The 24,215-nt window shown below is 56.0% G+C and carries 21 protein-coding genes; 13 read left to right on the top strand and 8 right to left on the bottom strand.

The features are described 5' to 3' along the window. Positions 1 to 82: 82 nt before the first annotated feature. A complete protein-coding gene (locus HG15A2_RS10570) occupies positions 83 to 1,318 on the bottom strand; it encodes a metallophosphoesterase family protein (protein ID WP_145060211.1) in 1,236 nt (411 codons plus the stop codon). Positions 1,319 to 1,426: 108 nt separating this feature from the next. Then, complete coding sequence (locus HG15A2_RS10565; protein ID WP_145060210.1) at positions 1,427 to 3,238, bottom strand: hypothetical protein; 1,812 nt, start codon at positions 3,236 to 3,238, stop codon at positions 1,427 to 1,429. 460 nt (positions 3,239 to 3,698) lie between these two features. On the opposite strand from HG15A2_RS10565, the gene HG15A2_RS10560 reads away from it, so the two are divergent. Next, on the top strand, positions 3,699 to 4,142 hold the full coding sequence (locus HG15A2_RS10560; protein WP_145060209.1) for a hypothetical protein: 444 nt from the start codon (positions 3,699 to 3,701) through the stop codon (positions 4,140 to 4,142). Between the two features lie 43 nt (positions 4,143 to 4,185). Here HG15A2_RS10560 and HG15A2_RS10555 read toward each other — a convergent pair whose 3' ends face one another. From HG15A2_RS10555 to HG15A2_RS23930, 3 genes are all read right to left on the bottom strand, one after another. Further along, positions 4,186 to 5,673 (bottom strand): HD-GYP domain-containing protein, encoded by a 1,488-nt coding sequence (locus HG15A2_RS10555; RefSeq protein ID WP_218932479.1) that lies wholly within the window; start codon positions 5,671 to 5,673, stop codon positions 4,186 to 4,188. Between the two features lie 316 nt (positions 5,674 to 5,989). Further along, positions 5,990 to 6,169 (bottom strand): hypothetical protein, encoded by a 180-nt coding sequence (locus HG15A2_RS10550; RefSeq protein WP_145060206.1) that lies wholly within the window; start codon positions 6,167 to 6,169, stop codon positions 5,990 to 5,992. A 317-nt stretch (positions 6,170 to 6,486) separates the two neighbouring features. Further along, the gene (locus HG15A2_RS23930) at positions 6,487 to 6,624 is read right to left on the bottom strand and encodes a hypothetical protein (protein ID WP_218932478.1); all 138 of its coding nucleotides are present in this window, start codon (positions 6,622 to 6,624) and stop codon (positions 6,487 to 6,489) included. 83 nt (positions 6,625 to 6,707) lie between these two features. Between HG15A2_RS23930 and groL (HG15A2_RS10545) the strand changes: the two genes are divergently transcribed. From groL (HG15A2_RS10545) to HG15A2_RS10510, 8 genes are all read left to right on the top strand, one after another. Then, positions 6,708 to 8,426, top strand: coding sequence for a chaperonin GroEL (gene groL, locus HG15A2_RS10545; protein WP_246117934.1), 1,719 nt, complete (start codon positions 6,708 to 6,710; stop codon positions 8,424 to 8,426). 164 nt (positions 8,427 to 8,590) lie between these two features. Beyond that, complete coding sequence (gene groES / locus HG15A2_RS10540; RefSeq protein ID WP_145060205.1) at positions 8,591 to 8,890, top strand: co-chaperone GroES; 300 nt, start codon at positions 8,591 to 8,593, stop codon at positions 8,888 to 8,890. 121 nt (positions 8,891 to 9,011) lie between these two features. After that, the gene (groL, locus tag HG15A2_RS10535; RefSeq protein WP_145060204.1) at positions 9,012 to 10,631 is read left to right on the top strand and encodes a chaperonin GroEL; all 1,620 of its coding nucleotides are present in this window, start codon (positions 9,012 to 9,014) and stop codon (positions 10,629 to 10,631) included. Between the two features lie 334 nt (positions 10,632 to 10,965). Further along, positions 10,966 to 12,120 (top strand): molecular chaperone DnaJ, encoded by a 1,155-nt coding sequence (gene dnaJ, locus HG15A2_RS10530; protein WP_145060202.1) that lies wholly within the window; start codon positions 10,966 to 10,968, stop codon positions 12,118 to 12,120. Positions 12,121 to 12,255: 135 nt separating this feature from the next. Next, positions 12,256 to 12,816, top strand: coding sequence for a nucleotide exchange factor GrpE (gene grpE / locus HG15A2_RS10525; protein WP_145060201.1), 561 nt, complete (start codon positions 12,256 to 12,258; stop codon positions 12,814 to 12,816). An 82-nt stretch (positions 12,817 to 12,898) separates the two neighbouring features. After that, positions 12,899 to 13,195: an FmdB family zinc ribbon protein gene (locus tag HG15A2_RS10520; protein WP_145060199.1), complete on the top strand. Its 297-nt coding sequence runs from the start codon at positions 12,899 to 12,901 to the stop codon at positions 13,193 to 13,195. 198 nt (positions 13,196 to 13,393) lie between these two features. Next, complete coding sequence (locus HG15A2_RS10515) at positions 13,394 to 13,606, top strand: DNA gyrase inhibitor YacG (protein ID WP_145060198.1); 213 nt, start codon at positions 13,394 to 13,396, stop codon at positions 13,604 to 13,606. After that, entirely contained in the window at positions 13,603 to 14,700 is a 1,098-nt protein-coding gene (locus HG15A2_RS10510) for a hypothetical protein (protein WP_145060197.1), read from the top strand. Before HG15A2_RS10515 ends, HG15A2_RS10510 begins: the two co-directional genes overlap by 4 nt. Before the next feature lie 13 nt (positions 14,701 to 14,713). On the opposite strand, the gene HG15A2_RS10505 is transcribed toward HG15A2_RS10510, so the two are convergent. Continuing rightward, the gene (locus tag HG15A2_RS10505) at positions 14,714 to 15,085 is read right to left on the bottom strand and encodes a response regulator (protein WP_218932477.1); all 372 of its coding nucleotides are present in this window, start codon (positions 15,083 to 15,085) and stop codon (positions 14,714 to 14,716) included. 2 nt (positions 15,086 to 15,087) lie between these two features. Further along, positions 15,088 to 15,435: a P-II family nitrogen regulator gene (locus tag HG15A2_RS10500; RefSeq protein WP_145060196.1), complete on the bottom strand. Its 348-nt coding sequence runs from the start codon at positions 15,433 to 15,435 to the stop codon at positions 15,088 to 15,090. A gap of 255 nt (positions 15,436 to 15,690) precedes the next feature. Between HG15A2_RS10500 and HG15A2_RS10495 the strand changes: the two genes are divergently transcribed. Both HG15A2_RS10495 and HG15A2_RS10490 read left to right on the top strand, forming a co-directional pair. Then, positions 15,691 to 16,737, top strand: coding sequence for a phosphotransferase enzyme family protein (locus HG15A2_RS10495; RefSeq protein ID WP_218932476.1), 1,047 nt, complete (start codon positions 15,691 to 15,693; stop codon positions 16,735 to 16,737). 231 nt (positions 16,738 to 16,968) lie between these two features. Continuing rightward, on the top strand, positions 16,969 to 18,927 hold the full coding sequence (locus HG15A2_RS10490; protein WP_218932475.1) for a protein-disulfide reductase DsbD family protein: 1,959 nt from the start codon (positions 16,969 to 16,971) through the stop codon (positions 18,925 to 18,927). Positions 18,928 to 18,993: 66 nt separating this feature from the next. Here the strand turns inward: HG15A2_RS10490 and purM are convergent, their stop codons facing one another. After that, positions 18,994 to 20,058: a phosphoribosylformylglycinamidine cyclo-ligase gene (gene purM / locus HG15A2_RS10485; RefSeq protein WP_145060192.1), complete on the bottom strand. Its 1,065-nt coding sequence runs from the start codon at positions 20,056 to 20,058 to the stop codon at positions 18,994 to 18,996. Positions 20,059 to 20,618: 560 nt separating this feature from the next. Here purM and glgX point away from each other — a divergent pair. Both glgX and cbiE read left to right on the top strand, forming a co-directional pair. Beyond that, the gene (gene glgX / locus HG15A2_RS10480; protein WP_145064008.1) at positions 20,619 to 22,679 is read left to right on the top strand and encodes a glycogen debranching protein GlgX; all 2,061 of its coding nucleotides are present in this window, start codon (positions 20,619 to 20,621) and stop codon (positions 22,677 to 22,679) included. A 131-nt stretch (positions 22,680 to 22,810) separates the two neighbouring features. Beyond that, positions 22,811 to 24,055: a precorrin-6y C5,15-methyltransferase (decarboxylating) subunit CbiE gene (gene cbiE / locus HG15A2_RS10475; RefSeq protein ID WP_145060191.1), complete on the top strand. Its 1,245-nt coding sequence runs from the start codon at positions 22,811 to 22,813 to the stop codon at positions 24,053 to 24,055. Positions 24,056 to 24,215: the final 160 nt, after the last annotated feature.

Here is a 24,215-nt window from a genome sequence, read left to right as displayed (position 1 = left end):
GGGCTTTGGTGACAAACCGAGCGTCGACCAAGGTCGGCGGCTAACGATTCTTATGTAGGTTTGTTGAACTAAATCAGCGGCCTTAATCTTCGTCTTCTTCGTCGTCGTAAGTGAGCATTTCGATGCCTAACTTCGACGCCGCCAAGAGCAAAGTGTCGCGATCTTCGGGCTTCACTTCCGCGAGGGTGGCGACTGCGCCTTCTCGCAGGGCAGCTGGCATGAACTCTTCCAGCTGCAAGTCTGTGTCGGGTTCGCTGCGCAATTGACGGAACTGACGTAGCAGGTCGCCCATGATGGTTTCTTGGTCGTACCATTCGCCAGGAACATCGATTTCCTCTTCGCACTCGACGGCCACGCTCCAGATAACCGGAGAATCTTCCCCGTATCTTTTTCGGAGCCGAATGAGCAAGTCGTCACTCAGCCCACCCCGACGCAGGAAATTCACCAGTTCGCCACGACCCTCGATTCTCCAGGTCACTAGTAGCTCGTGACCAGAATGCTTGATTTTCAGCTTGGCGATACGCTCGCGAATCTGTGACATCATGGCAGACTCGTCCGCACCGGAAGTCACTTCGATGGTTTCTGAAACCCAACGAATGGCATCAGTGTGAACGAATGTCGTCTTCACGTGGCCCGCTTCGTCCACATTCACCAGAGTGCAGCCGTGAGGACCCGATTCCTCAGGAGAGCGACCCTGGATGGTGCCGCTATAGTGGGCAATGCCTGGCGATTGATCCACCGTCTGCCGCTTGTGGTGTCCGCCAAGGGCCATGTAATGAACACGATCGCCCTCTTCACCCGGAGCGGCGGCGGTACCGTAGCTCACGCCAAGCGTAAACTGACCGTGAGCATCGCGATGGAAGCCGCTATCGTCGACTCCTTTGCCTTGACTTCGACTAACCCCTTGCACACGGGCGACGACGGCACCGTCGCGCTGGTGTTCGAGAGTTTCCACACGGCCTACCGGGAAGACATGTACATTCTCTGGCAACGGGGAGTTCGGTGGCCAAGCGTCCGGCGGATCGATGTCGCCACCGGCCCAGTAGACGGCAATGTTGTGGGCGGCCAAGCGCTCGAACTGTTCGCTCAGGAAAACAATCGCCCGTGGTCCAGCAAAGTCGAGATCGACGATGTCACCCGAAAGGACCAACGCATCGACACCTTCGGCCAATGCGGTTTCGAAAACTTGTTCCGCCGCCACGTAAGGCGCTTCGAGGAACACCTCGCGCAAGTGGGCGGGTAACTCAGACACGCCACCGAGGGGGCGTTCTAAATGAAAATCGCTAGCGTGCAGAAAACGGAGCGGCGGTTGTGACATCGACGCCTCCTTGCGTACGGGTCTTACAAATAAACGTTGAACTACCAGTTAAGGGTAACACGAAAATCTCGACAACAGTGGCACTGATAGTGAATGGTGTTGTCAGTCTTAAACGGGCGAGAAGTGTCTCCCTAGCACTCGGCCCGATTGGTGGACCAAATTGCTATACTTGCTTCTAACGTCGAGATAACTCCAGAACAGATACAAGTTGCCGGCGATCGAACCACTAAGCAAAACCCATGAAAGGATCAACGAAAACAGATCCTTCTTCTCTTCGGGATCGAAGCCCTGCTGCTGTCGAGGGTCAACTTGGCCGTTGTAGCCCACGTTCCTATTGATATCACCAGGCTGGCTGCCAGATTGGTCGTAAGCGGGGGGGGCCTGACCTCCGACATTGCTTGGGATAGCAAATGGATCACGTTCCGCCTGGCCGTTGTTGCCGGCATACATGTCCTTGCGCAACTCGGGGGCAGGGCCCTGTGGCTTTTCTGACCAAGGATCGATTGCCCCAGAAGAGGTTTGCCCAGAGTTGGCCCAAGGATCGGTAGTGCTCCGCGGTGCTGAGGTGTCGGTGAAGCGGGAGTCTGTTTCTGAATTACGATTGGCTAGGTCATTTGGGTCGGCGAGGTCATACTGCGGCCACCCGTCGAAGTTGCCACGATCATCGGTCCTCTTAGGGTTCTGCGCGGTTCGATCGCTGGGCCAAGAACGATTGTCTGCCACGTTGTTCCAACCGTTGGGCTGGGTTCGCGATGCTTGTGTTTGTGGCGATTGAGTTCGCGGCTGATCGCGAAAATCCGTGTTGCTGTAACGTGGGTCGGTATCCCGAAGAGCCAGTCGCCCTGCATCCTGTGGGTCGATTGGTTGGTCATGCCGTTCGCTGCGGACCGCTCGGAAGCCGTTGGCATCTCGCTGAGCAAGCGTGCGGGGGGCGGCCTCTGTAGCTTGGTCGCGATAAGTCTCAGCAAGGCGCGGATCGTACTGCTGAGCTACGGGGGGCGTGGCCTGCTGGGCCGCTGGGGACTGTCGAGCTGGATATTGAGGCTCGCCCTGTAGAGACCTGAACTGATTCGACGATTGCGCCTGTGATTGCTCTTTTCCAGTGAGACGACGAATCGGCCGTCCGAGATGATCGAACAATTGCTGCGTGCCTGTGCTGAGGTTCTCCGCGGCAGTTCGCAATCGGTCGCCAACTCTCTGTTGCCCACTCTGCTGGCTTCCTCCGAACAGGTCTGCGGCTTGCACATTGGGGAGTGAGTTCTGTGTACTGCGAAACGTGTCATTCACGGATTGATGCGCATCGCGCACCGTATTGTCGACGCCCGCTGCCGCTTGCTGCTGTAGCTGGCGCAGTTGTTCGTCAGTGTACTGCGTAAGCCCACTCGACGCGTTGCGCGCTTGCTGGGATAGTGATTCTTGGGTCGGGAAGGGGTTGCGCTGCGAAGGCTCAGCTACGCGAGAGGGAATGGCCTGGGGCTTCGCGTACGGATCGAAGGACGCGTCCTGGGGCTGATACGACTGGACTCCAGTTGACGTTGTTCCGTACCGAGAACCTGCCGCCGTACCGGCGACAGGGCCATTGTATTGCGTGAGCTTGATGCCATCGCGAGAGAGCTTGGGATAGTCGTCGTCTTCGACGGCCGCCAATTTAGCAGGCAACAACGGCTTGAGCGCTGTCATCGTGCGAATGCGCGGCAGCGTGTCGCCCTGAGCCTTTCCACTCTGCGTCACGTAACGGACGCGGCCAATCGGAGCGATCTCCTCAGGCAAATCGAGATCGACAGCCCCCGTGCCGTCGGCCAATTGCGATTCAGTGACCTGCACGATAACTTCATAGCCAGCGGAACCATCAGGCATAGGCTGCCAACCGCAGGTAGCTCCTACGCTAGAAATCATCATCAGCAAAGCGGCTGTGTCCATCGGGAGAATCCTTTCAAGCGACGCACAAGGCATCACGCTCCAGCTTGCGGGCAAGCCCTAAAAAGGGCTTTCAAACATCCCTACAAACGAACGTTTTGCCTCTCATGGCGACCCCTCCGCCCGATTTGTCGAGCTTTGGCAGATCGCCCCATTGGGGCCAGTTTACTCAATCTGCGAAAAACAGCCTAGAGAACCTTGCTGGCATCGGTGCATAATTAAGTAGTCTGGTAGGCTACGACACCGCAGTGGGCCTGCTAGTTGGAAATGCTGGCTGAGTTCGCCGGCTTTCGCCCCACCTGAAGCATTGACATCTAGCAGCGGTGAGCCTAAAAAACTGCTGGAAAACGAGATAACGGCTTAGTCGCCAGGCAGCACGACGAAGCCCCAGAAGTATTACCAATGAATCCAGCCCGGAATGGCTGTCGCCAAATCTCCAGCTAGCATAGAGCGTCTCGCCACAATGGTATCCCCCCCCCAATCCCCCTCGACTACTCATCCACCACAAGAAGGGGATGAAGATAGGCTGAGGAAGAACAATTTTTCGCCAATCGGCAGCAGCCAATTCTTTGAAGAGGGGCTTCCCTGCTTTGGTGAAGGGCTACCTCTCTCGCCGAAGCGATCGCTCGGGGAATTAGAATCTGAATCCGAGGTGAACCCAGCCGGCGCTTCGCAGATTGCCGCAGAAGCGGACGATCCGTTCGATGACTTCGAGGATGACGACTTCGACGACGACTTCGACGATGATTTTGAAGAAGACTGGGAAGACGATCTCACTCAAGACGATGAGTTCCCTGATACTTTTGGCGGCGCCGAAGAAGAGAAAACAGCGGACGTAGAAGAAGAGAAGAAAGCCGGCAAGAAGACGTCCACCTTCAATGACGACCCTGACTTCGACGACAAGTAACCCCAGCAGTAAGCAAACCCTGCACGGCGTTTGTTTGAGTGACTTAAACGGGGGCTACGGTTGTCGATAACTCAATGCCGACTTGCGGTTCAGCAATGCGGTCTTGCTGCCTATTTTGCTCAGCTCGTAGCAACGTGTCTGTGGTCGGCGAGCAGATATTGACTTTAGGGTTTTCGTTCGCGTGCGACTGCGAATAGTCCGCTGCTATGCGAGCGAACTCTGCTTCTTTCGCAACGAAAGCTTCAACGACTTCAGGATCGAAGTGCGTACCGTAGCGGGTTGCGATCCACTCACGAGCCTCGCTGTGCTCGATCGGTTGCTTGTAAGGGCGGCGAGTCGTGAGTGCGTCGTAGACGTCGGCCAAGGCAACAATGCGGGCAGCCAAAGGAATGGACTTACCCTGCAATTTATTGGGGTAGCCAGTACCATTCCATTGCTCGTGATGAGCGGCTGCGATTTCTTGGGCGAGTTGGAGGAAGTCGTCTTCGCCGAGTCGTTCTTGAATAGCTGCCAGGCATTCACTGCCGAGAGTCGTGTGCATCTCCATAGCTTGACGTTCGGTTGGCGTAAGCCGTCCCGGTTTGAGCAGTACGCCATCAGGGATGCCTACTTTGCCAATATCATGCAACGAGGAAGCGACCGCCAGATTTGCTACATAGGCAGAAGTAATATCGCGATTATTGCTAGCAAGTTCCGTCGCCAAAACAGTTACGTATGAGCTGATTCTCTCCAGGTGGGCACCTGTGTCTTTGTCTCGCGACTCTGCCAGCTTCGCCAGTCCAAAGATTACCGCATTACGAGTCTTCAGCAGCGACTGGGTACGCTCATCGACCTCGCGCTCCAGACTAGAATTGGCTTCGGCTAACGAATTCTCGTAGCGACCCACCAGAAATACCGTCAAGAGGCTCGAAGCACCAATAATGAAAGCTGTCAGCACGTAGCCGACTTGAGTCACGGGGTACACCAAAGTGGCGACGGCTTTGTCGATACTCGCGTCTGACTGATAGATCGCCAGCAAAGCGTTGATCTGCGGCATCGTGTAGCCTGTAAAGACTTGCAGCTTGCCATCAATCTCTACCTTGCCAGCGATTAGCCGCCGGCCAAGTTGGCTTGCTTCTACAGATATCGTGATGATCGGAGCAGCAGTGGTGCCGGTGGACAGCAGCGCTCTGCCGGGGAATTTCCCTAGCAACGCAGGATCGTCTTCTAGATTCGAGTGACAAATGATCGCTCCCGTATCAAGCCTAAGCATGCAAGCGGCCCCGTCGTGAGGAATCTCTATCGATGCGCACAAATCTTGTAGTCTCTGCCAGTCTTTGGTGCCCGGCTCAACACTTTCGAGATCCAACTCGCCAGCTTTTGTGGCCAGTTCGTGTGCCAAAGAGCGCCCTTCCGCCTCAACGCGGCTAGCGATAACTTCCGTCACCACACGATTCAACCAACCGGAGGCAGAGGCCAAACCGAAGAGCATGCAGCCAAGTTGGCTCACAATCAGCAGAATAACAAGGAACTTGCGTTGTTTAATACGCATAGTAGGAGAGGGGGGGGTAAGGTGGGGCTGTTGCGTGTCACAGTCGGAAAGCAACTGGTTAGGCATCGAGACAAACTTAGGCCCGTAGGCCCAATTCCCGCATTTAATTCACGCATACAATTGCGTGGTTCTTTCCAGTAAATAATGTAGCTCGCAGAATTACGTAGAACCGCCTGTGGAGTGGGGATTTCCACCATCAGGCGGAAACGCGTGGTACGACCGTTGCAACCCTTACCGTCGGCCAGACATTAGCCCATTGCCGAGCGCTCTCGCAATCAAGACCGCATATGTCGGCTCCGGCAGATTAGGCAGCAAATTATTGCGTCGCTGTGGGGGTGTAGGGTTGGCCGACTTTGGTCCCAAGCTTCTCGTGCTCCCAGCCGCTAAGAACATCTCCTTCCAGCAAGTCTCGCCTGCCGAACGCCTCGAAATACGCTCTCCAGTACTCGATTTGGTAAGCTTTGGCTTCGGCCTTGGTTTTCGCACGTTTGGCCAAAACCACTCCGAGACTGAGAGAAGAAAGTCCGTTCAACAGACTTCCACGCAAGAATCGCTCGACAAGGCACAGTTGCTAGGCCGTTGCAACTTCCAACCTAGTGTGTCCTCTGGCTCCAATCCACATATCTTTATCAAAGAGAATTTGGAGAAGCGATTCGCTGCCACTGTTTGCTCGATCAGTACAAATCATTTGGGGGAACAACTTGCCCGTTCACTCCAGTAACCTCCCCCTGCCAGAATGGCACGTCATGGTTGCCTCCCTGGCTTCGTTGAATGCTAGCCACAAGTACTTTGCCTGCCTAGGTTTAACAGGAGTTAGTGGCATCGCAATGCCTGTTCCAGTCGCTTGGCACGCTGCTTGCTTTCTAATGCTGCTTCGCCCGAGGCCTGCCATTTGCGCCTGCCGTGCGATCTCAAGATAAGCAAGCTCTCGCCACCTTTGGCGATACCCATGAAATTCGGCTGTTATAAAACACCGCAACGAACATTAGACATTAGCTAAGTCCCGCCACAAACGAACACGCAGGAGACTCCCCGTGCCTAAACAGATGGTATTTGAAGACGACGCCCGCAAGCCCCTGGCCGCCGGCGTTCACAAGCTCGCCAAGGCAGTCCGCAGTACACTCGGCCCGCGCGGCCGCAATGCTGTACTCGACAAAGGCTGGGGCTCGCCCAAAGTGACTAAAGACGGCGTCACCGTGGCTGAGGACATCGAGCTCGATGATCCTTACGAGAACCTCGGTGCCCAACTCGTCAAAGAAGCCGCCAGTAAGACAAACGACGTCGCAGGCGATGGCACGACCACGGCCACAGTGCTGGCCGAAGGCATTTTCCGCGAAGGTTTGAAGATGATCGCCGCTGGGGCCGACCCCATGGCCCTGGGTCGTGGAATCGCTAAGGCCGTCGAAGTCATTTCCGACGCGATCGAGAAGCTCGCCGATCCAATCGACGTGAAGAACAAGAAAAGCCTCCAACAGGTCGCCACGATCGCTGGCAACAACGACCCTACCATTGGTAGCGTGCTGGCTGACGCGTTTGCCAAGGTCGGCAAAGATGGCGTCATTACCGTCGACGAAGGTCGCGGCAACGAGACCACCGTGGAAGTGGTCGAAGGCATGCAGTTCGATCGCGGCTATCTCTCGCCACATTTCGTCACTGACGAAGCCAACCAGACCGTCGAACTCGACAACTGCTTGGTGTTAGTATTCGAAGAGAAGATTTCCAGTGCGAAGAATCTCGTTCCGATCCTTGAAGCCGTCTCTAAGGCGAGCAAGCCGCTGCTGATCATCGCCGAAGACATTGAAGGCGAAGCGCTCGCCACGCTGGTAGTGAACAAGATGCGTGGCATCGTGAGCGTGTGTGCCGTGAAAGCCCCTGGCTACGGAGATCGCCGTAAAGCGATGCTCGGCGACTTGGCCGTGCTGACCGGTGGCACTGCAATCTTCAAGGACCTAGGCATCAAACTGGATGCGGTACAAGTTTCCGATCTCGGCAAGTGCCGCAAAGTGATCATCTCCAGCGACAACACCACAATGGTTGGTGGCGGTGGCAAGAAGGAAGACATTGCTGGCCGTGCCGATCAGATTCGCCGCGAGATCGATTCGACCGACTCGGATTACGATCGCGAGAAGCTGCAAGAACGCCTAGCGAAGCTCGCTGGCGGCGTAGCTGAAATCAAATGCGGTGCCGCGACCGAAACAGAAATGAAAGAGCGGAAAGCCCTGCTCGAAGATGCCCGTGCAGCAACGCAAGCAGCGCTAGCTGAGGGGATCGTCCCCGGCGGCGGCGTTGCTTTGCTTCGCTCAGAAAAGGCCCTTAATAAACTCAAGCTCGAAGGCGACGAAGCCTTTGGCGTTGAGATCATCCGCAAGGTTCTCGATTACCCTCTGCGATACATCGCAGAGAATGCTGGCATCGATGGTGCCGTCGTGGTAAATCGCGTTCGCCAGCTCAAGGGCAAGACCGAAGGCTATAACGCGGATAAGGACGAGTACGGTGACATGGTTGCCGCCGGCATCATCGACCCCGCCAAGGTCGTTCGAACTTCCCTACAAAACGCCGCCAGCGTGGCCGCGTTGTTGCTAACCACTGACTCGCTGATCACCGACATTCCTCAAGAAGAGGAAGAGGACGGCGGCGGGCACGACCACCATGACCACGGCATGGGTGGCATGGGTGGCATGGGAGGAATGGGTGGCGGCATGCCAGGAATGGGTGGCATGGGCGGAATGGGTGGAATGCCCGGCATGATGTAAGAAGGCTGGCTATTGGCTTCGGGCTTTTTGCTCTTGGCTAATAGCATCCAGAACTGCCAACGGCCGAAAGCTGAGAGTCGATAGCCTTACCCGAGATCAGAATTAGTCAAACAACCAATCCGCTTTGCAAAGCGATCCAAGTTAAGCACAAAGGAACCCCAACTATGCCAAAATTGAATCTACGTCCGCTGGACGATCGTGTCGTTGTTAAGCCACTCGATGCTGAGCAAGTTACCGCTGGCGGTATCGTACTGCCAGATGCGGCTCAGGAAAAACCCCAGCGTGGCAAAGTCGTTGCCGTGGGTGCGGGCAAACTGCTCGATAGCGGTAATCGTGGCGAGCTCTCCGTTGCTGTGGGCGACGAAGTGATCTTCGGCAAGTACGGCGGTTCGGAAATCGAAGTCGACGGCGACGAACTGAAGATTCTTCGCGAAAGCGACATCCTGGCAAAAGTAGTGAGCTAGCTGTTGGCCCGTGGCTAGCAGCAAAAAAAGCCAATTGCCTAAAGCCCAGCTACCAAATCGAGCCTCGCTCAACCCTCATAACAATATCCCAACGTAAACAAACTCTACCCCGGAGAATCCCGTGGCTAAGCAACTTATGTTCGACGACGCGGCTCGCACCAAGCTGCTCAAAGGCGTCGATAAACTAGCCGACGCAGTAGCCGTCACGATGGGCCCCACCGGCCGTAACGTGATCATCAACAAGTCGTTCGGCGGCCCGACCGTCACCAAAGATGGCGTGACCGTTAGTAAGGAAGTCGAATTGGAAGACCCGTTCGAGAACATGGGCGCCAAGCTCGTTCACGAAGTGGCCGACAAAACCTCGAGTCTTGCTGGCGATGGCACCACCACCGCCACCGTACTGGCCCGTGCGATCCTGCGTGAAGGTGCTCGTAATATTGTTGCCGGTAGCAACCCTACTGCCGTGCAGCGCGGTATCCGACGTGCAGTAGACGCGGCTGTCGAAAAGCTCGACGAGATGAGCAAGAAGGTCAGTAGCAAAGAGCAAATCGCCCAGGTTGGTGCCATCAGTGCCAATAACGACCGAGTGATTGGCGACCTGCTCGCTGACGCGATGGAGAAGGTCGGCAAGGATGGTGTCATCACGGTCGAAGAAGGCAAATCGACCGACACTTCCCTCGAATTCGTCGAAGGTATGCAGTTCGACAAAGGTTACCTCTCGCCGTACTTCATTAACGAAACCGCCAGCATGGAGTGCGTCCTTGAGGATGCCTTCATCCTGCTACACGAAAAGAAGGTTGGTAATCTGCGTGACTTGCTGCCCCTCTTGGAGCAAGTCTCCGGCACCGGCAAGCCGCTGCTAATTATTGCTGAGGATGTCGAAGGCGAAGCGCTCGCCGCCTTGGTAGTGAACAAGCTCCGCGGTGTTCTCAACATTTGTGCGGTAAAGGCCCCCGGATTTGGCGATCGCCGTAAGGCGATGCTGGGCGATATCGCCACGCTCACCGGTGGCACGCTCATCAGCGAAGACTTAGGGCTCAAGCTCGATAAGGTTACCACCGAGCACCTGGGCCAAGCCAAGAAGATCAGCGTGAGCAAAGATGCCACGACGATCGTACAAGGCGCTGGCTCGAACGCTGATGTGAAGAAGCGAATCGACCAAATTCGCACCGGCATTGAGAATACCACCAGCGACTACGACCGCGAGAAGCTGCAAGAACGTCTGGCTAAGCTTACTGGCGGTGTTGCAATCGTTTCAGTGGGTGCGAATAGCGAAGCCGAAATGAAGCAAAAGAAAGCTCGCGTTGAAGACGCCCTGCACGCCACTCGTGCAGCCGTCGAAGAAGGCGTTCTCCCTGGTGGCGGCGTGGCTTTGCTCCGTTGCAAGGAAGCCGTCCAGGCAGCTCGCAGCGGTGCCAAGGGCGAAGAGAAAATCGGCGTAGACATTGTAGCGAAAGTGCTGGATGCCCCGATGAAACAAATCGCCGATAACTGCGGCCTCGATGGCAGCGTGGTTGCCGACGAAGTCAGTCAGAAAGGCGCTTCGATTGGTTACGACGCGAATAATGGCGAGTACGTCGACATGTTCAAGGCAGGCGTCATCGACCCTGCAAAAGTCGTGAAGACCGCGCTGACCAACGCTGCGAGCATCGCCGGGTTGATCCTCACGACCGAGGCTTTGGTAACAAACTTCGACGCGAATGACCAAGACAAGCGAGCCGTCGTCGGCAGCATTCGCTAGTCCTTGAGTATTTAAGATTAGATATCCGGGCCACTTCGTTGAGAGACAAGTGGCCCGGTTTGTATACCGTTTGTTAGGACGATCAAAGGGGTTTCCAGCCCGAATTCTTGGCACTTGGTGTCTTGAACTTGCCTAGCCGACTCGTAATGGTTGAAACTACTAGAACGTTTTCAGATTGGTAAAGCAATCTTAACCCGAAGCGTAAGCGAGAGAGAACTGTTTACGGCAGCTCTTCCTCACTTACGCTTCGGGTTAAGGCCAGTACAACGCTTGATAAGATTAGAATCTGCTCCAACTCACTCGACTCAGCCTGGAAGGCTGAGCTACTACCATCATGGCAACCCAACGCTGCTACTACGAAACGCTCGGCGTGTCGCGCACAGCCTCTAGCAGCGAGATTGCGGTCTCGTATCGAAAACTCGCTGTAAAGTACCACCCAGACAAGAACCCGGGTGACGAAGAAGCGATCGCCGCGTTCAAAGAATGTAGCGAAGCGTTCGAAGTGCTCAACGACCCGAACAAGCGTTCCCGCTACGATCAATTCGGCCATGCCGGAGTCAACGGCCAAGGCCATGCAGGTAGCGGCTTTTCCGACGTTGAAGACATATTCAGTGCATTTGGCGATGTCTTCGGCGACATCTTTGGGGGGCGTGGCGGGGGTCGAGGTGGTGGAAGCCGACGGCGCGTTCGCAAGGGCCGCGACGTTCGCTGCGATGTGACGCTCACCCTGCACGAAGCTGCTGAGGGCGTTTGCAAGACCGTTGAATTCCAACGGCAAGAGCCCTGCCAGAAGTGCGAAGGCACCGGCGCGGCTGATCCGAAAGCGGTGGAAACTTGCTCCTACTGCGGCGGGCATGGTCAGGTGATTCAACAGGCGGGCATTGTCCGCATGCAAACCACTTGCCCCTCGTGCCACGGAGCAGGAAAGACGATCACCAAGCCTTGTGGTGTTTGCAAAGGCAAAGCCACGCTGCTGAAGAACGTGGAAGCGGATGTCGACATCCCGGCCGGTATCGACACCGATATGCAGATCCGCATCACCGCCGAAGGCGAACCGAGTGCCAGCGGTGGCCCCCCCGGCGATTGCTACTGCGTGGTCACGGTCGAAGAACATGAGTTATTTGATCGCGAAGGCCAGCATTTGATTTGCCGCGTGCCGATCACTTACCCGCAGGCGGTGCTCGGCTGCCAGTTGGAAGTACCCACGCTGGATGGCCGCGATGAAGTCACGATTCCGCCTGGTACGCAACACGCTGACGTATTCACCCTGCGCGGCGAAGGCATGCGCGACCCACGTGTTTCTGGCCGTGGCGACCTCCACGTACAAGTATTAATCGACGTGCCGACCAAAGTGTCCGACGAACAGGAAATCATGCTACGGGAACTTGCCGAGTTGGAACACACCCAGGTGGCTCCAAAACGTAAGAGTTTTCTCGACAAGATGAAACAGTACTTTATTCACGAAACGGCGATCGATGATGCTGTTTGAATATTCGACATCGTTCGCAAATTCATCAAATCCAAATACGCACCGTTAGCCGCCGACCTTGGTCGGCGCGAAGACAACTCTTGCAACCGCGCGTCGAGCAAGCTCGGCGGCTAACTACTTATTGAGGTCACTACCATGCCCATGAAACCACCTGCTGAAGATGACGCTCCCGTTGGAGAAGCAGACCAATCGCCTGATTCTGACGCCATTGCGGGCCAAATCGATGCCGCCGTCGAACAAGCCGACGCCGTCGTGGACGAGGTTGCCGACCTCAAGGATCGTATGCTGCGTCTCACAGCTGAGCTGGAAAACACCCGCAGCCGCGGTGCCCGTGAACTTATTGAAGAGCGAAAGTACGCGTCGCTCTCGCTCGCCCGCGACCTGCTGCCAGTCGTCGACAATGTGGACCGGGCCATCGAAGCAGCCGACAAGAGCGGCGAAGCAACACCCCTGCTGGAAGGCTTTCGTCTCGTACGTCAGCAGCTACTCGGGGTGCTTGCGCAACATCAGTGCGAACCGATTGACGCCCTTGGCCAGCCCTTCGACCCTCAATTCCACGAGGCGATCCTGCAGCAGCCGTCAGAAGATGTCGAGGCAAATCACGTCATGATGGTCACCCAGTGTGGCTATCGCATGCACGACCGCGTGGTGCGAGCCTCACAGGTGATTGTCTCCTCGGGTCCTCCCGAACAGTAAACGCAGCTCTGGATCAGCGACACTGTAAATAACTCCCCGTTGCGGCTCTTAACGAATGCTTGTTCTCGGATAGAATAACGCCATGCCTACATACGATTATGAATGCGACGCCTGCGGCCACGAGTTCGAGCTATTCCAATCGATCAACGATGCGCATAAGCGCAAATGCCCCGAGTGCAAGAAGCTCAAGCTCCGTCGATTGTTTGGCACCGGTGCCGCCGTGGTCTTCAAGGGTTCAGGATTCTATGAAACCGACTATCGTAGCGAGTCCTACAAAAAGGGTGCGGAGAAAGAAAAGAAGTCCAATGAGAAAGCGAGCGGCGACGCCAAGAAGTCGGACAAGAAAGACTCCAAGAGCAAGCCAAAAAAGACTGAGTAGCGAGTTGATTCCGCAGCTCCATTGAACCTCGTTCCCACGCTCCTGCGTGGGAACGGGAGATCTAGCCGCTCCGCGGCGAAACCGCAAGCAAGAATGTAAATCTGTTCTAAGATAAAAGGCCGCAGAGCGGCCAAAGTTTGCGTTCCCACGCAGGAGCGTGGTAACGATTCAAAAACTGCTCACTGAAAACTAGACTCGATGAAGTGCCCCACCTGCGAAAAACTGTTCGAGCCGCACAGCGAAAAGCATATGCCGTTTTGCAGTGCGCGGTGCCAGACAATTGATCTGGGGCGTTGGTTGGGCGAAGACTACGGCCTGCCTCATATCCCCGACCCCGAGGCAGATGAAAAGCCGGATGCCCCGTGGGATACGCCCGAACAGATCGCCTCGGCCAAGGATGCCGAGATATGAACCTCTCTTCCGGCACGCTGCACACCATTCGCTGGAACGAACTGTGCCCTTGGTTGATTCTTGCCCGTGCGACCCGCGTGGCGCTGATGGTTCGGGTGCTACTGCTGGCACTGGTCGGTGTGCTCCTGACCCAAGCAGGCTGGCGACTGCTTGAATACCTCTTCTTGGGCACCAACGGATGGTTCATGGGGGAGTTAAGCGACGCCCCCATGCCAGGAAATGAAGACTTTCTCTCGACAAAGAACCTCGGACCACTCATCCAGGGCTGGCAATGGGCGATACGCCCCCTGCTACGTCTCGGCGAAGCAACGACTCTTAATTTGGCTCTCGGCTATAGCGTGTTAGGCCTCTGGACGATGGTCACCTGGAGCCTCTTCGGCGGAGCAATTGCCCGGATTGCCGCCTTGTATCTTACGCGCGAAGAAACTCTTGGGCCTTTCGCAGCCTTAAGAGCTGCGGCATCTCACTGGACTTCGACATTCGGTGCGCCGGCAGTTACGTTCGTTGGCCTCGTGGTCATGGCGTTACCATTAGTGCTGATCGGCCTGATCACGCGGTTGGAACTCGGTGCCGCGCTGACAGGGCTGCTCATGATTGTACCGCTGCTGATGGGTCTCGGCTTCGCGATCGCGGCCATCGGTCTGCTACTGGGCTGGCCACTCATGTGGTCCACAGTAGCTGTGGAACGCAGCGATGCGTTCGACGCGGTGAGCCGATCTTACTCGTACGTTTTCCAGCGCCCGTTGCACCTGCTTTTTTATATTGCATTCGCGACCATCCTTGGCATTCTCGCACAATGGTTGCTTTTTGCGATCTTGAACTTTGGTTCAGAATCTTGCTACCATTTGCTAGGCCTCAGCGGAGGTGAGCAGGTCCTCGAGCAGTGGCTGCTGGTGGAAGCTGGAAGTGGTTCATGGTTCAATGAAGTGCGACTTTTCTGGGAACGATCGTTCATGGGCATCGCCAAGTCGTTCCCAATGGCCTTCCTATTCCCAACGGCGGTAGCGATCTACTTGCTGCTGCGGCGCGAGATCGACGCAGCAGAGATGGATCAAGTCACACTCGATGATCCGGCGAAAGTAAGCACTGAATGAGAAACTTGAGCGATCACGCCAAGAATCCCGCCAACAGTTCATCGACTTTGCGATCCAGCCCCCCGCGACTCACCACCCCATCGCAGCCTGCTTGGCGAGCCGCCTGCAGATTGGCTTCGTGAACATGCGGGCCATAGGCGAGAGCCGCCACACGCTCGCCGCACTGCTCGCGCAAATTGGGTAGCCACACAGCAAGATCGAGCCCACCGAGCGTAAGATCGATCAGCACGAGCCGTGCCTGCTCGTCGGCAGCCAGTTCTAAGGCTCGCTCGGGAGACGATGCAACGGCCAACCTGGCACTCTGCTTGCGTACGGCTCCCTCGAGGCGGGAAGAAGACATCAGGTCGCCGCTCAGGAGAATCACTAGTGGCATAACGTCTTCCATGTTTAAACTGCCCCGGGCCCGTCTCGGCCATCGCTAATTTGGTAGACCGCGTCCATGGGCAGTACAAAAACTTTACCGTCGCCGATTGCTCCTTCGCCACTAGACCGAGCGACTTTTTCAAGGCATTCGATAGTACTCTGAACAAAGTCGTCGTTCACGGCAATCTCTAAAGCAATTTTACGAAGCAGGTTGGACTTGTACTCCGAGCCGCGATAGAGCTCACCCTGGCCCCGTTGACGCGCGTAGCCCATCGCGTCAGAGACGGTCATACGCAGCACCCCAATCTGCTGCAATGCCTGCTGCACCGCCTCTAGCTTGGGTGGCTGAAGTATTGCGATGATGAGTTTCATGGAGGAATCGCCTATTTATTAGCTCACAGCTTACAGGATAAGTTTGGTGCCACACAGTGTGAAGTGTCTTGGACAAGCGGAAACAGAGAGAACTGAGTACCTAGGGGAATACCCCACTTCGCTCGGTTCCCTCCGGTTTCCGCCTGTTTAATCCCTATCGAAAATGGCCAATTACGTTGGAACTTCCAGCCTGCCGGTCCCGTAGAATGCTAAGAGCCAAACTAGCTACCTACCATCGCTTTGAAACTTGAACTGATGATTCTCGTTCCCGAGTTGCATCTCGAAAAAGTCATTGCCCAGTGGCTGCCTCCCTCCAGGGGAAGATCCGTGCAGGAGCTGGGTAGTCATGGCGGACTAAGTGGCGCGCGCCTCTGGAAAATCGACTACCAAGAGCAATCGTATTGCCTGCGTCAACTGCCCGATCGACCTCCTGCTGAACGTCTCGCTGAGATCCACGGATTCCTCGACCATTTGCAATCGCAACAGTGCCAGTTCACGCCCCGCGTGATGCGGACCCTACGGGGAGAGACACATATCTTCGAGAATGGACATGCCTGGGAGTTACTCACATGGCTGCCTGGCGCGGCACTTCCCGTAAAAGACTTGCAAGGAGAGCAAACCAAGACCGCACTTGAAACATTGGCAACCGTTCACATTCTTGCCGATTCACTTCGCACAAGTCCGGAAGTGAGTTCGGGGGGTTCTCGAGGTATCCAGGTTCGCGACTCCACGCTCAAGGGACTCTCGCAAGACATTTATCAAGCAAGAATGGCCGAGTTGATCGTTACCTCGGACTCGCTGTATGCCGAACGTTGCCAACGCATGTTCGCAGCTCTTCGCAGCTGCTTGCCGATAATACAAGAGGAAGTTGCCAAAGTGGTCCAAATGCCTCTCCCGCTGCGATGGATTCTTGGCGATGTGCACCGAGAGCACCTGCTGTTCACCGGAAACGAAGTTACAGGCCTCATCGACTTTGGAGCAGTTCGCGTGGACAGCCCCATGACGGATGTGGCTCGGTTGCTGGGCAGCACCACCCTGGATGACCATGAGAAATGGACTGCTGGGCTTACGGCATACACCCTGATTCGCAGGATTTCACCATCTGAACTGGCGACAATGGCAGCTTTTGATGCTGGCGGAGTTGCTGTGGCGGCCAATCGCTGGCTCCACTGGCTGCTGGTTTCAGATGAGGAGATTTCCCATCTCGCTCCTTCGGCTGTCCAGGAAAGGCTCTGTTTTTTGACCACTCGTTTGGAAGCAATGATCGAGCGAGGACGTGCAGGTGTCTTGCCAGCGGGGTGAAATCCGCGTGCGAATCAATGCTCAGTATCCTTTCGCACAGAGCCTAATAGGAGGCAAACCGAATAATAATAGCGGAAAGAGGCAACCTGAGAGTACCGTAGCGATGTTGGCCCGAGCGCTGAAAATCTCTACAATCGAGCCCGCCTAAGAAACCCTACCCTCGCTGGCTACCAGCTTTGCCATTCATTGTAAATGAACCTGCCCTTAAGAAAAATCCGCCCAGGATTCGCCATGCGTGCCATTTCGACCAGACTGCCCCAAGCTTTCAGCCCTCCAATTCTCTGCCTATGTGCTGTAGTGCTGTGCAGTACAATCGCCCCGCTGGCGTTTGCCCAGCCTGCTGCCCCCGATTTCGGTAGCTTCGGCTCTGACGATCTCGGGTTCAGTGACTTCGGATCAGCTCCAGAGCCTGCAAACCCAGTTACTTTCGAGGCAACGTTCTCTCAGGCAACGGCCGACCAGCCTGCCATGTTGCAGATCATTGCCACGATCAACCCCGACTACCACATCTATGCGATCGACCAAACGGATGGTGGGCCGAACCGCACGAAGATTGAAATCGATTCGAGCAACGCTTTTCGCCTGACACAACCAATGCAGGCACTCACCCCACCGAAAGTGCATTACGACAAAGAGATTTGGAACGACCTCGCGCTGCGTGAACACTTCGGCCGTGTCATTTGGTATGCGCCCATCGAGTGGGCACCTGGGGTCGATCCCGCGACGGTATCGATTCGCGGCACAGTCGAGTATCAGGCCTGTAAGGAGCAACAATGCTTGATGCCCACGACGGAAACTTTTACTGCGCAGATTGGCGAGGTCGAACCTGTGCCCACAACGGGTCTCGGGGAATCGCCTACCGCTGAGACTGCTGCAGGATCTGAAACGTCGTTGCCGAGAATTCTGGGTTACGCTTTGCTCGGCGGGCTGATCTTGAACTTAATGCCGTGCGTGCTCCCGGTCATTGGCCTCAAACTAATGTCCTTTGCCAAGCAAGGTGGCGAAAACCGCAGTCACATCCTGGGTTTGAACTTGGCTTACGCAGCCGGTTTACTATCGGTCTTCCTCTTGCTTGCAGTCCTGGCGACACTCGTCCAAACGGGGCTAGGCACAGTCTTGTTGAGTCTCGGCTTCGGTGAACTTGGCATTGGCGAAGATAATCTCAAATGGGGCCAACTATTTACTCTCACTTGGTTCAAAGTCGGAATGACCGGCTTTGTATTTGCCATGGCGCTAAGCTTTCTAGGCATTTGGGAACTACCGATCCCTGGGTTTGCGACTTCCAGTAAGGCGACCGAGCTCTCCGCCAAAGAGGGCCCTGGCGGAGCCTTTTGCATGGGCGTTTTTACGACCCTCTTGGCGACTCCTTGCAGTGGTCCCTTCTTAGGACCGGTCTTCACTTTTACTTTGAGCCAATCGACGGCAACCATCTTTCTGATTTTTGCGTCGGTAGGCGTAGGTATGGCGCTTCCATATATATTGATCGGTCTGTTCCCATCATTGATTAGCTGGATCCCCAAGCCAGGCGCCTGGATGGATACCTTTAAGAACCTCATGGGGTTCGTTCTGCTGGGGACGGTTGTGTACATGTTCTCTACGATCAACGCAAAGTACTTCATCGCCACACTCACGATGTGCATGGGGATTTGGTTTGCTTGCTGGTGGATTGGCCGCACACCGTTAACCGCTTCGCCTGGTCAGCGTCAGACGTCCTGGATCGGCGGATTGAGTACCGCCGCCTTGATAGGCTTCCTCGCGTTTAGATTGATTGGACCTAGCGAGTACGAATTGCCTTGGCAACCGTACTCGCCAAAAGTCTTAGCTGAAGCCCGAGCCCAAGGGAAAACCGTTCTGGTTGATTTCACAGCCAACTGGTGCCCGACGTGCCAGGTGAATTCCAAAGTGGCGATCAATCGCAAAGACGTTCTGAACAAAGTAAACGAGAATGAGGTCGTGACGCTGCTTGCAGACTGGACAGACAAGAACGACACTATCAAAGCTGCCCTGGAGGAACTGAACAGCAACAGCATCCCCTTCCTAGTCGTTTACCCACCTGAGAATCCTCAGCCGATAGTGTTGCCTGACCTACTCTCGCAACAGGACGTACTGGATGCCTTGGATCAGGCCGGACCTTCGAAAGCCGGCAGCGATGGGGCGCAAGTCTCGAAGCGCTATCCTGTTACCCGATAGCAACTATCCCGCGCGAGGCGTAGCTCGCGGGCTAGCTGGGATCCTAGTAGAGATCGTGGAGCTTTCCTAACTGCTCCAACGCACCTCGCCGTTGCCCTCGAGCACCCTACCGATATTCCAGCTCGCAAGATTGTGTTCGGCGAGTTGCTTCTGGACGCTTTCCGCATAATACTCGCTTACTATGAGTACCATGCCAAGCCCCATGTTGAATACGCGGGCCATTTCGGCATCTTCTACATCGCCAAGACCTTGTAGCCAAGAGAAGATCGGTGGCACATCCCAACTATTGCGCTGGATCTCAACATCAACGCCAGCCGGCAGGATGCGGGCGAGATTCTCATGCAGTCCGCCGCCGGTGATGTGGGCCACGCCGTGCAAGACGTTCTTCACTTTGTAGTGCTCAATGACGTCGCGCATTGATCGTACATACAACTGTGTTGGCGTGAGCAGTGCCTCGGCAACCGTCATGCCCAGCTCATCAACATGATCGTCGATCGATAGGCCTGCGTGATCAAATACAATTTTGCGGACCAAACTAAAACCGTTGGAATGCAACCCGCTCGAAGCCACGCCGAGGGCCACATCGCCCGGTGCGATTGCTTTTCCGTCGATTAGTCTCGCGCGTTCCACGATGCCTACGCAGAAGCCGGCCAGATCGTAGTCGCCTTCGCGATACAAATCGGGCATGATGGCCGTTTCGCCACCTACAAGCGCGGCGTCGCTCTCGGCACACCCTTGGCTGATGCCGCGCACAATTTGTTCCAGACGCTCGGGATCGTCGCGATCCATGGCAATGTAGTCGAGGAAAAACAGTGGCTCAGCCCCGCAGCAGAGGGCATCGTTCACGCACATGGCCACGAGGTCTACGCCCACCGTATCGTGCCGATCAGCCAGCTTCGCGACTGCCAGCTTCGTGCCGACGCCGTCGGTGCAGGAAACCAGCACGGGATCCTCATAATTCCGGCGAAAGAGCCCACCAGCGAAATCGAGCTGGAACAGCCCAGCAAACCCACCCTCACAGGGCAGCACTCGTGGGCAGTGCGTCCGCTTGAGGTGCTTCGGAAGGCGAGCCATCGACTGCTCATAAGTGTCGAGATCGACGCCTGAGTCCTTATAAGTAAGTTTGGCCATGTAGCTTCCGAACCGCGTGAGAGAGCCCAATAGGAGGGCCTAGGAAGCCAGATTGTACGGGTGGCGAGAATATAGTGTCAACGCGGTGGTTAGCAGACACTTGAGGCAGCGACCCTTCCCTTTGCTACCAATTGTGCCAATGCTAGGGATCGAGAAGACTGGGATTGGGTCCCCGGGGCAGCTGGTTCCGGTTGGCGAAACCTGGGCTAATGCTCACGACCTCGGGACTAAAGCATTGGTATTCACTGTACTCAGCGATCCGGCTAACCTGTTTGCGCCTTTCGGTGAAGCTCTGCTAGCAATGGGGAAATCGCCGAAGAATCGATCTCTGTTAGGCCGAAAGACACTAGACGTTCGTCTACGTCTGCACCAGCTCCATCGTTAGATGGTTACGTCGTGTAGATAGCTCCTTCTCCTTGCCCTGATCGAGATTTGCCCCGATGCTTTCCCAATGGTTGCCCTCCGCGCTGACTAACCTAAACTCTGTTACAGACTTCAAGCCCGCAGACTTCGCCTTGCCTGCCCCGTCCACCTCTGATATCGAACCCGAGTCTCCGGCCATGGCCTCGAAGCAGCCGTTTATGCAGTTCCAGTATCCGCTTCCCTATGGGGCGATCCTGCAAGAGAACGGCGTGCAGTTTGCCGTATATAGTCGCAGTGCCACAGCGATGAGCGTGCTGCTGTACAAGCGTCACAGCGACCGCGATCCGTACAAGGTGATCAAATTCGACCCGGCGACCGATCGCTGGGGCGACATCTGGAGTATCTACGTTCCAGATCTCAAGGCGGGCCAGCTCTATCACTACCAAGCGGACGGACCGTATTTACCAGAGAAAGGCCATCGCTTTAATCCTCAGGCGAGACTGATCGACCCCTACGCTCGTGCTTTGGCAGGCCGGTTTCAGCCCTCCGATGATGGCATCGTCCGACCACCTAAGTGCGTGGTCGTAGACGACACCTTCGACTGGCAAGGCGACCGCCACCTACGTCGACCGCTTTCTGAGACCATCATCTACGAAATGCACGTGCGTGGCTTCACGCGCGGATCGGCTAGTGAGACCGATCATCCGGGGACCTATCTCGGCGTCATTGAGAAGATTCCCTACTTGAAGTCGTTGGGCGTTACGGCAGTAGAACTGATGCCGATCCACGAATTTCCGATCAATGCCACCAATGGCGAAAAGCAAGATCGCGGTAATTACTGGGGTTACGATTCGCTGGCGTTTTTCTCGCCACATCGCGGCTACCAGCATGGCACAAAAGCGGGAGACCAAGTCCGACAGTTCAAGGAAATGGTCCGGGCACTGCACGCTGCCGGCATCGAGGTAATTCTCGATGTGGTGTTCAATCACACTTCCGAGGGCAACCACCTGGGCCCCACGTTCAGTTTCAAAGGCTTGGAGAACCAAGTCTATTACATGCTCAACGATGATGGCACCTACAAGAACTACTCCGGCTGTGGCAACACAGTGAACGGCAATCACCCGATTTGCCGCGAAATGATTTTCCACTGCCTACGGCATTGGGTTTACAATTATCACATCGACGGGTTTCGGTTTGATCTCGCTTCGATCCTCAGTCGCAACAGGCATGGCGAGCTGGTACCCAATCCGCCGATGGTAGAACTGATTGCCGAAGATCCCATGCTGGCCGACACGAAAGTGATCGCCGAAGCGTGGGACGCGGCTGGTGCGTTCCAAGTCGGTTCGTTTTCCGATCTGCGCTGGGCAGAGTGGAACGGTCATTATCGTGATGACATCCGCCGCTACTGGCGAGGGGAAGCGGGACGACTGGGCCCAATCGCAACGCGAGTCTCCGGCTCCAGCGATCTCTACCAGAACGGTACTCGAAAGCCGTACCACAGCATTAATTTTGTAACTTCGCACGACGGTTACACACTGAACGACTTGGTAAGTTACGAGCGGAAGCACAACCAGGCCAACGGCGAAGACAATCGCGATGGGGACAATAATAACTACAGCGCCAACTACGGCGTGGAGGGTCCCACGCGCCGTAAGTTCATCGTCGAACTGCGGCGTCGTCAGGCGAAAAACATGATGGCAACCCTACTGCTCAGCCAGGGCACGCCGATGCTTGTCTCGGGCGACGAGATCCTGCGAACGCAACGCGGCAATAACAATGCGTATTGCCAAGACAATGCCATCAGTTGGTTCGATTGGAAGCTTGTAGAGCGTAATGCGGAGATGCTTCGCTTCACACAAGCGATCATTGCGTTTCGCATCAATCAGCCCTCGGTGCGCCGGCAAACGTTCCTGACAGGTCAGCCTACCGAAAATGAAGTGCTACCCGATGTCACGTGGTACGGCCCAACCGGCAAGCCCGTGGATTGGAACTCGCAATCGCGCAGCCTCATTTGCGTCTACGGCACGCATGGCCTCGACGACCCAGAAGCCAAGAACGTCATGATCTTGATGCACTCTGGGCAAGACTCGCAGCGATTCACGATTCCTGAGCACCTCCGCAAGCTCCCCTGGCAGCAGCTGTTGGACACTTCGGCGGCAGCCCCTGAGGATGTTCACCCAGGCGCCACTGGCCCTGCCTTGCCAGCCTCAGGGCATTTGAAGCTCGTTCATCACACCTTAATGTGCTACGTGGCGTAGAAGTGCGCAGTTACGTTAACCGTTAAGCCTGCTCGCCGCGAAGGCTGTAGTGGATTCGTACGTTTCCAGTTAGAATTACTGCCGAGGACAGTCCTCGGCAGTAATCTTAAATACGGAACGACAATTCCACTATGAGCAGTAATCAATCCACGATCTCGATCATCGGCATTGGCGACGATGGCCTCGCCGCGGCAAGTGAGTCTGTACGCCGTTTGGTCCAAGAAGCGGAAACCCTCGTGGGAAGCGAGCGCGTTCTGTCGCTCGTGGGCGAAACGCCGAACAGCCGAATCACGATGAGCGCCGACATCGAGGAGACGGCCGAGTCTATCGAGTCCGCGGCAGATGGCCCCGTAGCGGTGTTGGTCTCCGGCGACCCACTCTTTTACGGTTTAGCCCGCTTCCTGTGTGAGCGACTGGGACGCGATCGTTGCGAAATCCTCCCGCATGTGAGCAGCATGCAATTGGCGTTCGCCCGGGTGAAGGAGAGCTGGGACGAGGCGTACCTCACGAATCTCGCAAATCACGAGCTGGCATCCGTCGTTGATCGAATCGGTGCTGCTGAGAAGGTGGGCCTGTTCACAACCCCAGAGTGCGGTCCTGCAGCAGTCGCTGAAGCCTTACTAGCGAAACGCATCGATTACTTCACCGTCTACGTCTGCGAGAACCTGGGCGCGAAGAACGAGCTTGTCACCCGCGGCACGCTGGGCGAAATCGCTGCTCAAGAGTTCGGCCCGCTGAACGTCATGATCCTAGTACGCAGTGAGGAAACCCCTGATCGCCCCCGCATATCAGCTCTACGCAGCCTGTTCGGTAACCCGGACGACATGTTCGTCCAGTCGAAACCCAAGCATGGCCTGCTCACGACCTCCGAAGTACGTGCCATTGCCCTTGCCAAGTTGAGCCTCGGCTCAAGAAGTATTCTCTGGGACGTGGGAGCAGGTTGCGGCTCAGTCAGTGTGGAAGCGGCCCAACTGGCTGTGGGTGGCCATGTCTATGCAATCGAGCAAGATGCCGAAGATGCCGACCTGATCCGCGAGAATGCGGAGCGATTCAGCGTCTCCAACGTCACGCCTGTCGTGGGCCGAGCCCCCGACTGCTGGGCCGATCTACCCGACCCCACCGCTGTGTTCCTGGAAGGTAGCGGTCGCGAAATCGCAAAGCTCTCCGAGTTAGCTTTTGAGCGATTACAGACCCACGGCCATCTCGTGGCTAACGTGGTAAGTGTCGACGGCCTGCTAGAAATGCGAGCCGCCCTCGCCGACAAAGCCTCTCGCTTCGATGTGCTCATGGTCAACGTCGCCCGAGCAGGCGAACAGCTGGAGCGTTTGCGGTTTGATTCCTTGCGGCCGGCGTTCTTGATTGCGGCTCAGAAGTGACCAAAGTTTAGGGAGCAGACTTGATGGGCCCGGAACATCAAGCCTACAGCCGATGGCCTTAGTTCTTAGGCATTGCTGGCTCCATTGCCTGCAGACTCGCCAAATACTCTGATGAACAACCTGCTATCCAGTACATTTGATTCTTGAAGGCAACGACTTT

It is taken from the genome of Adhaeretor mobilis, assembly GCF_007741515.1.
Taxonomy (GTDB): Bacteria; Planctomycetota; Planctomycetia; order Pirellulales; family Lacipirellulaceae; genus Adhaeretor; species Adhaeretor mobilis.
Note: the sequence above shows the minus strand (reverse complement) of the source record. Positions and strands in the feature narration are given on the sequence as shown.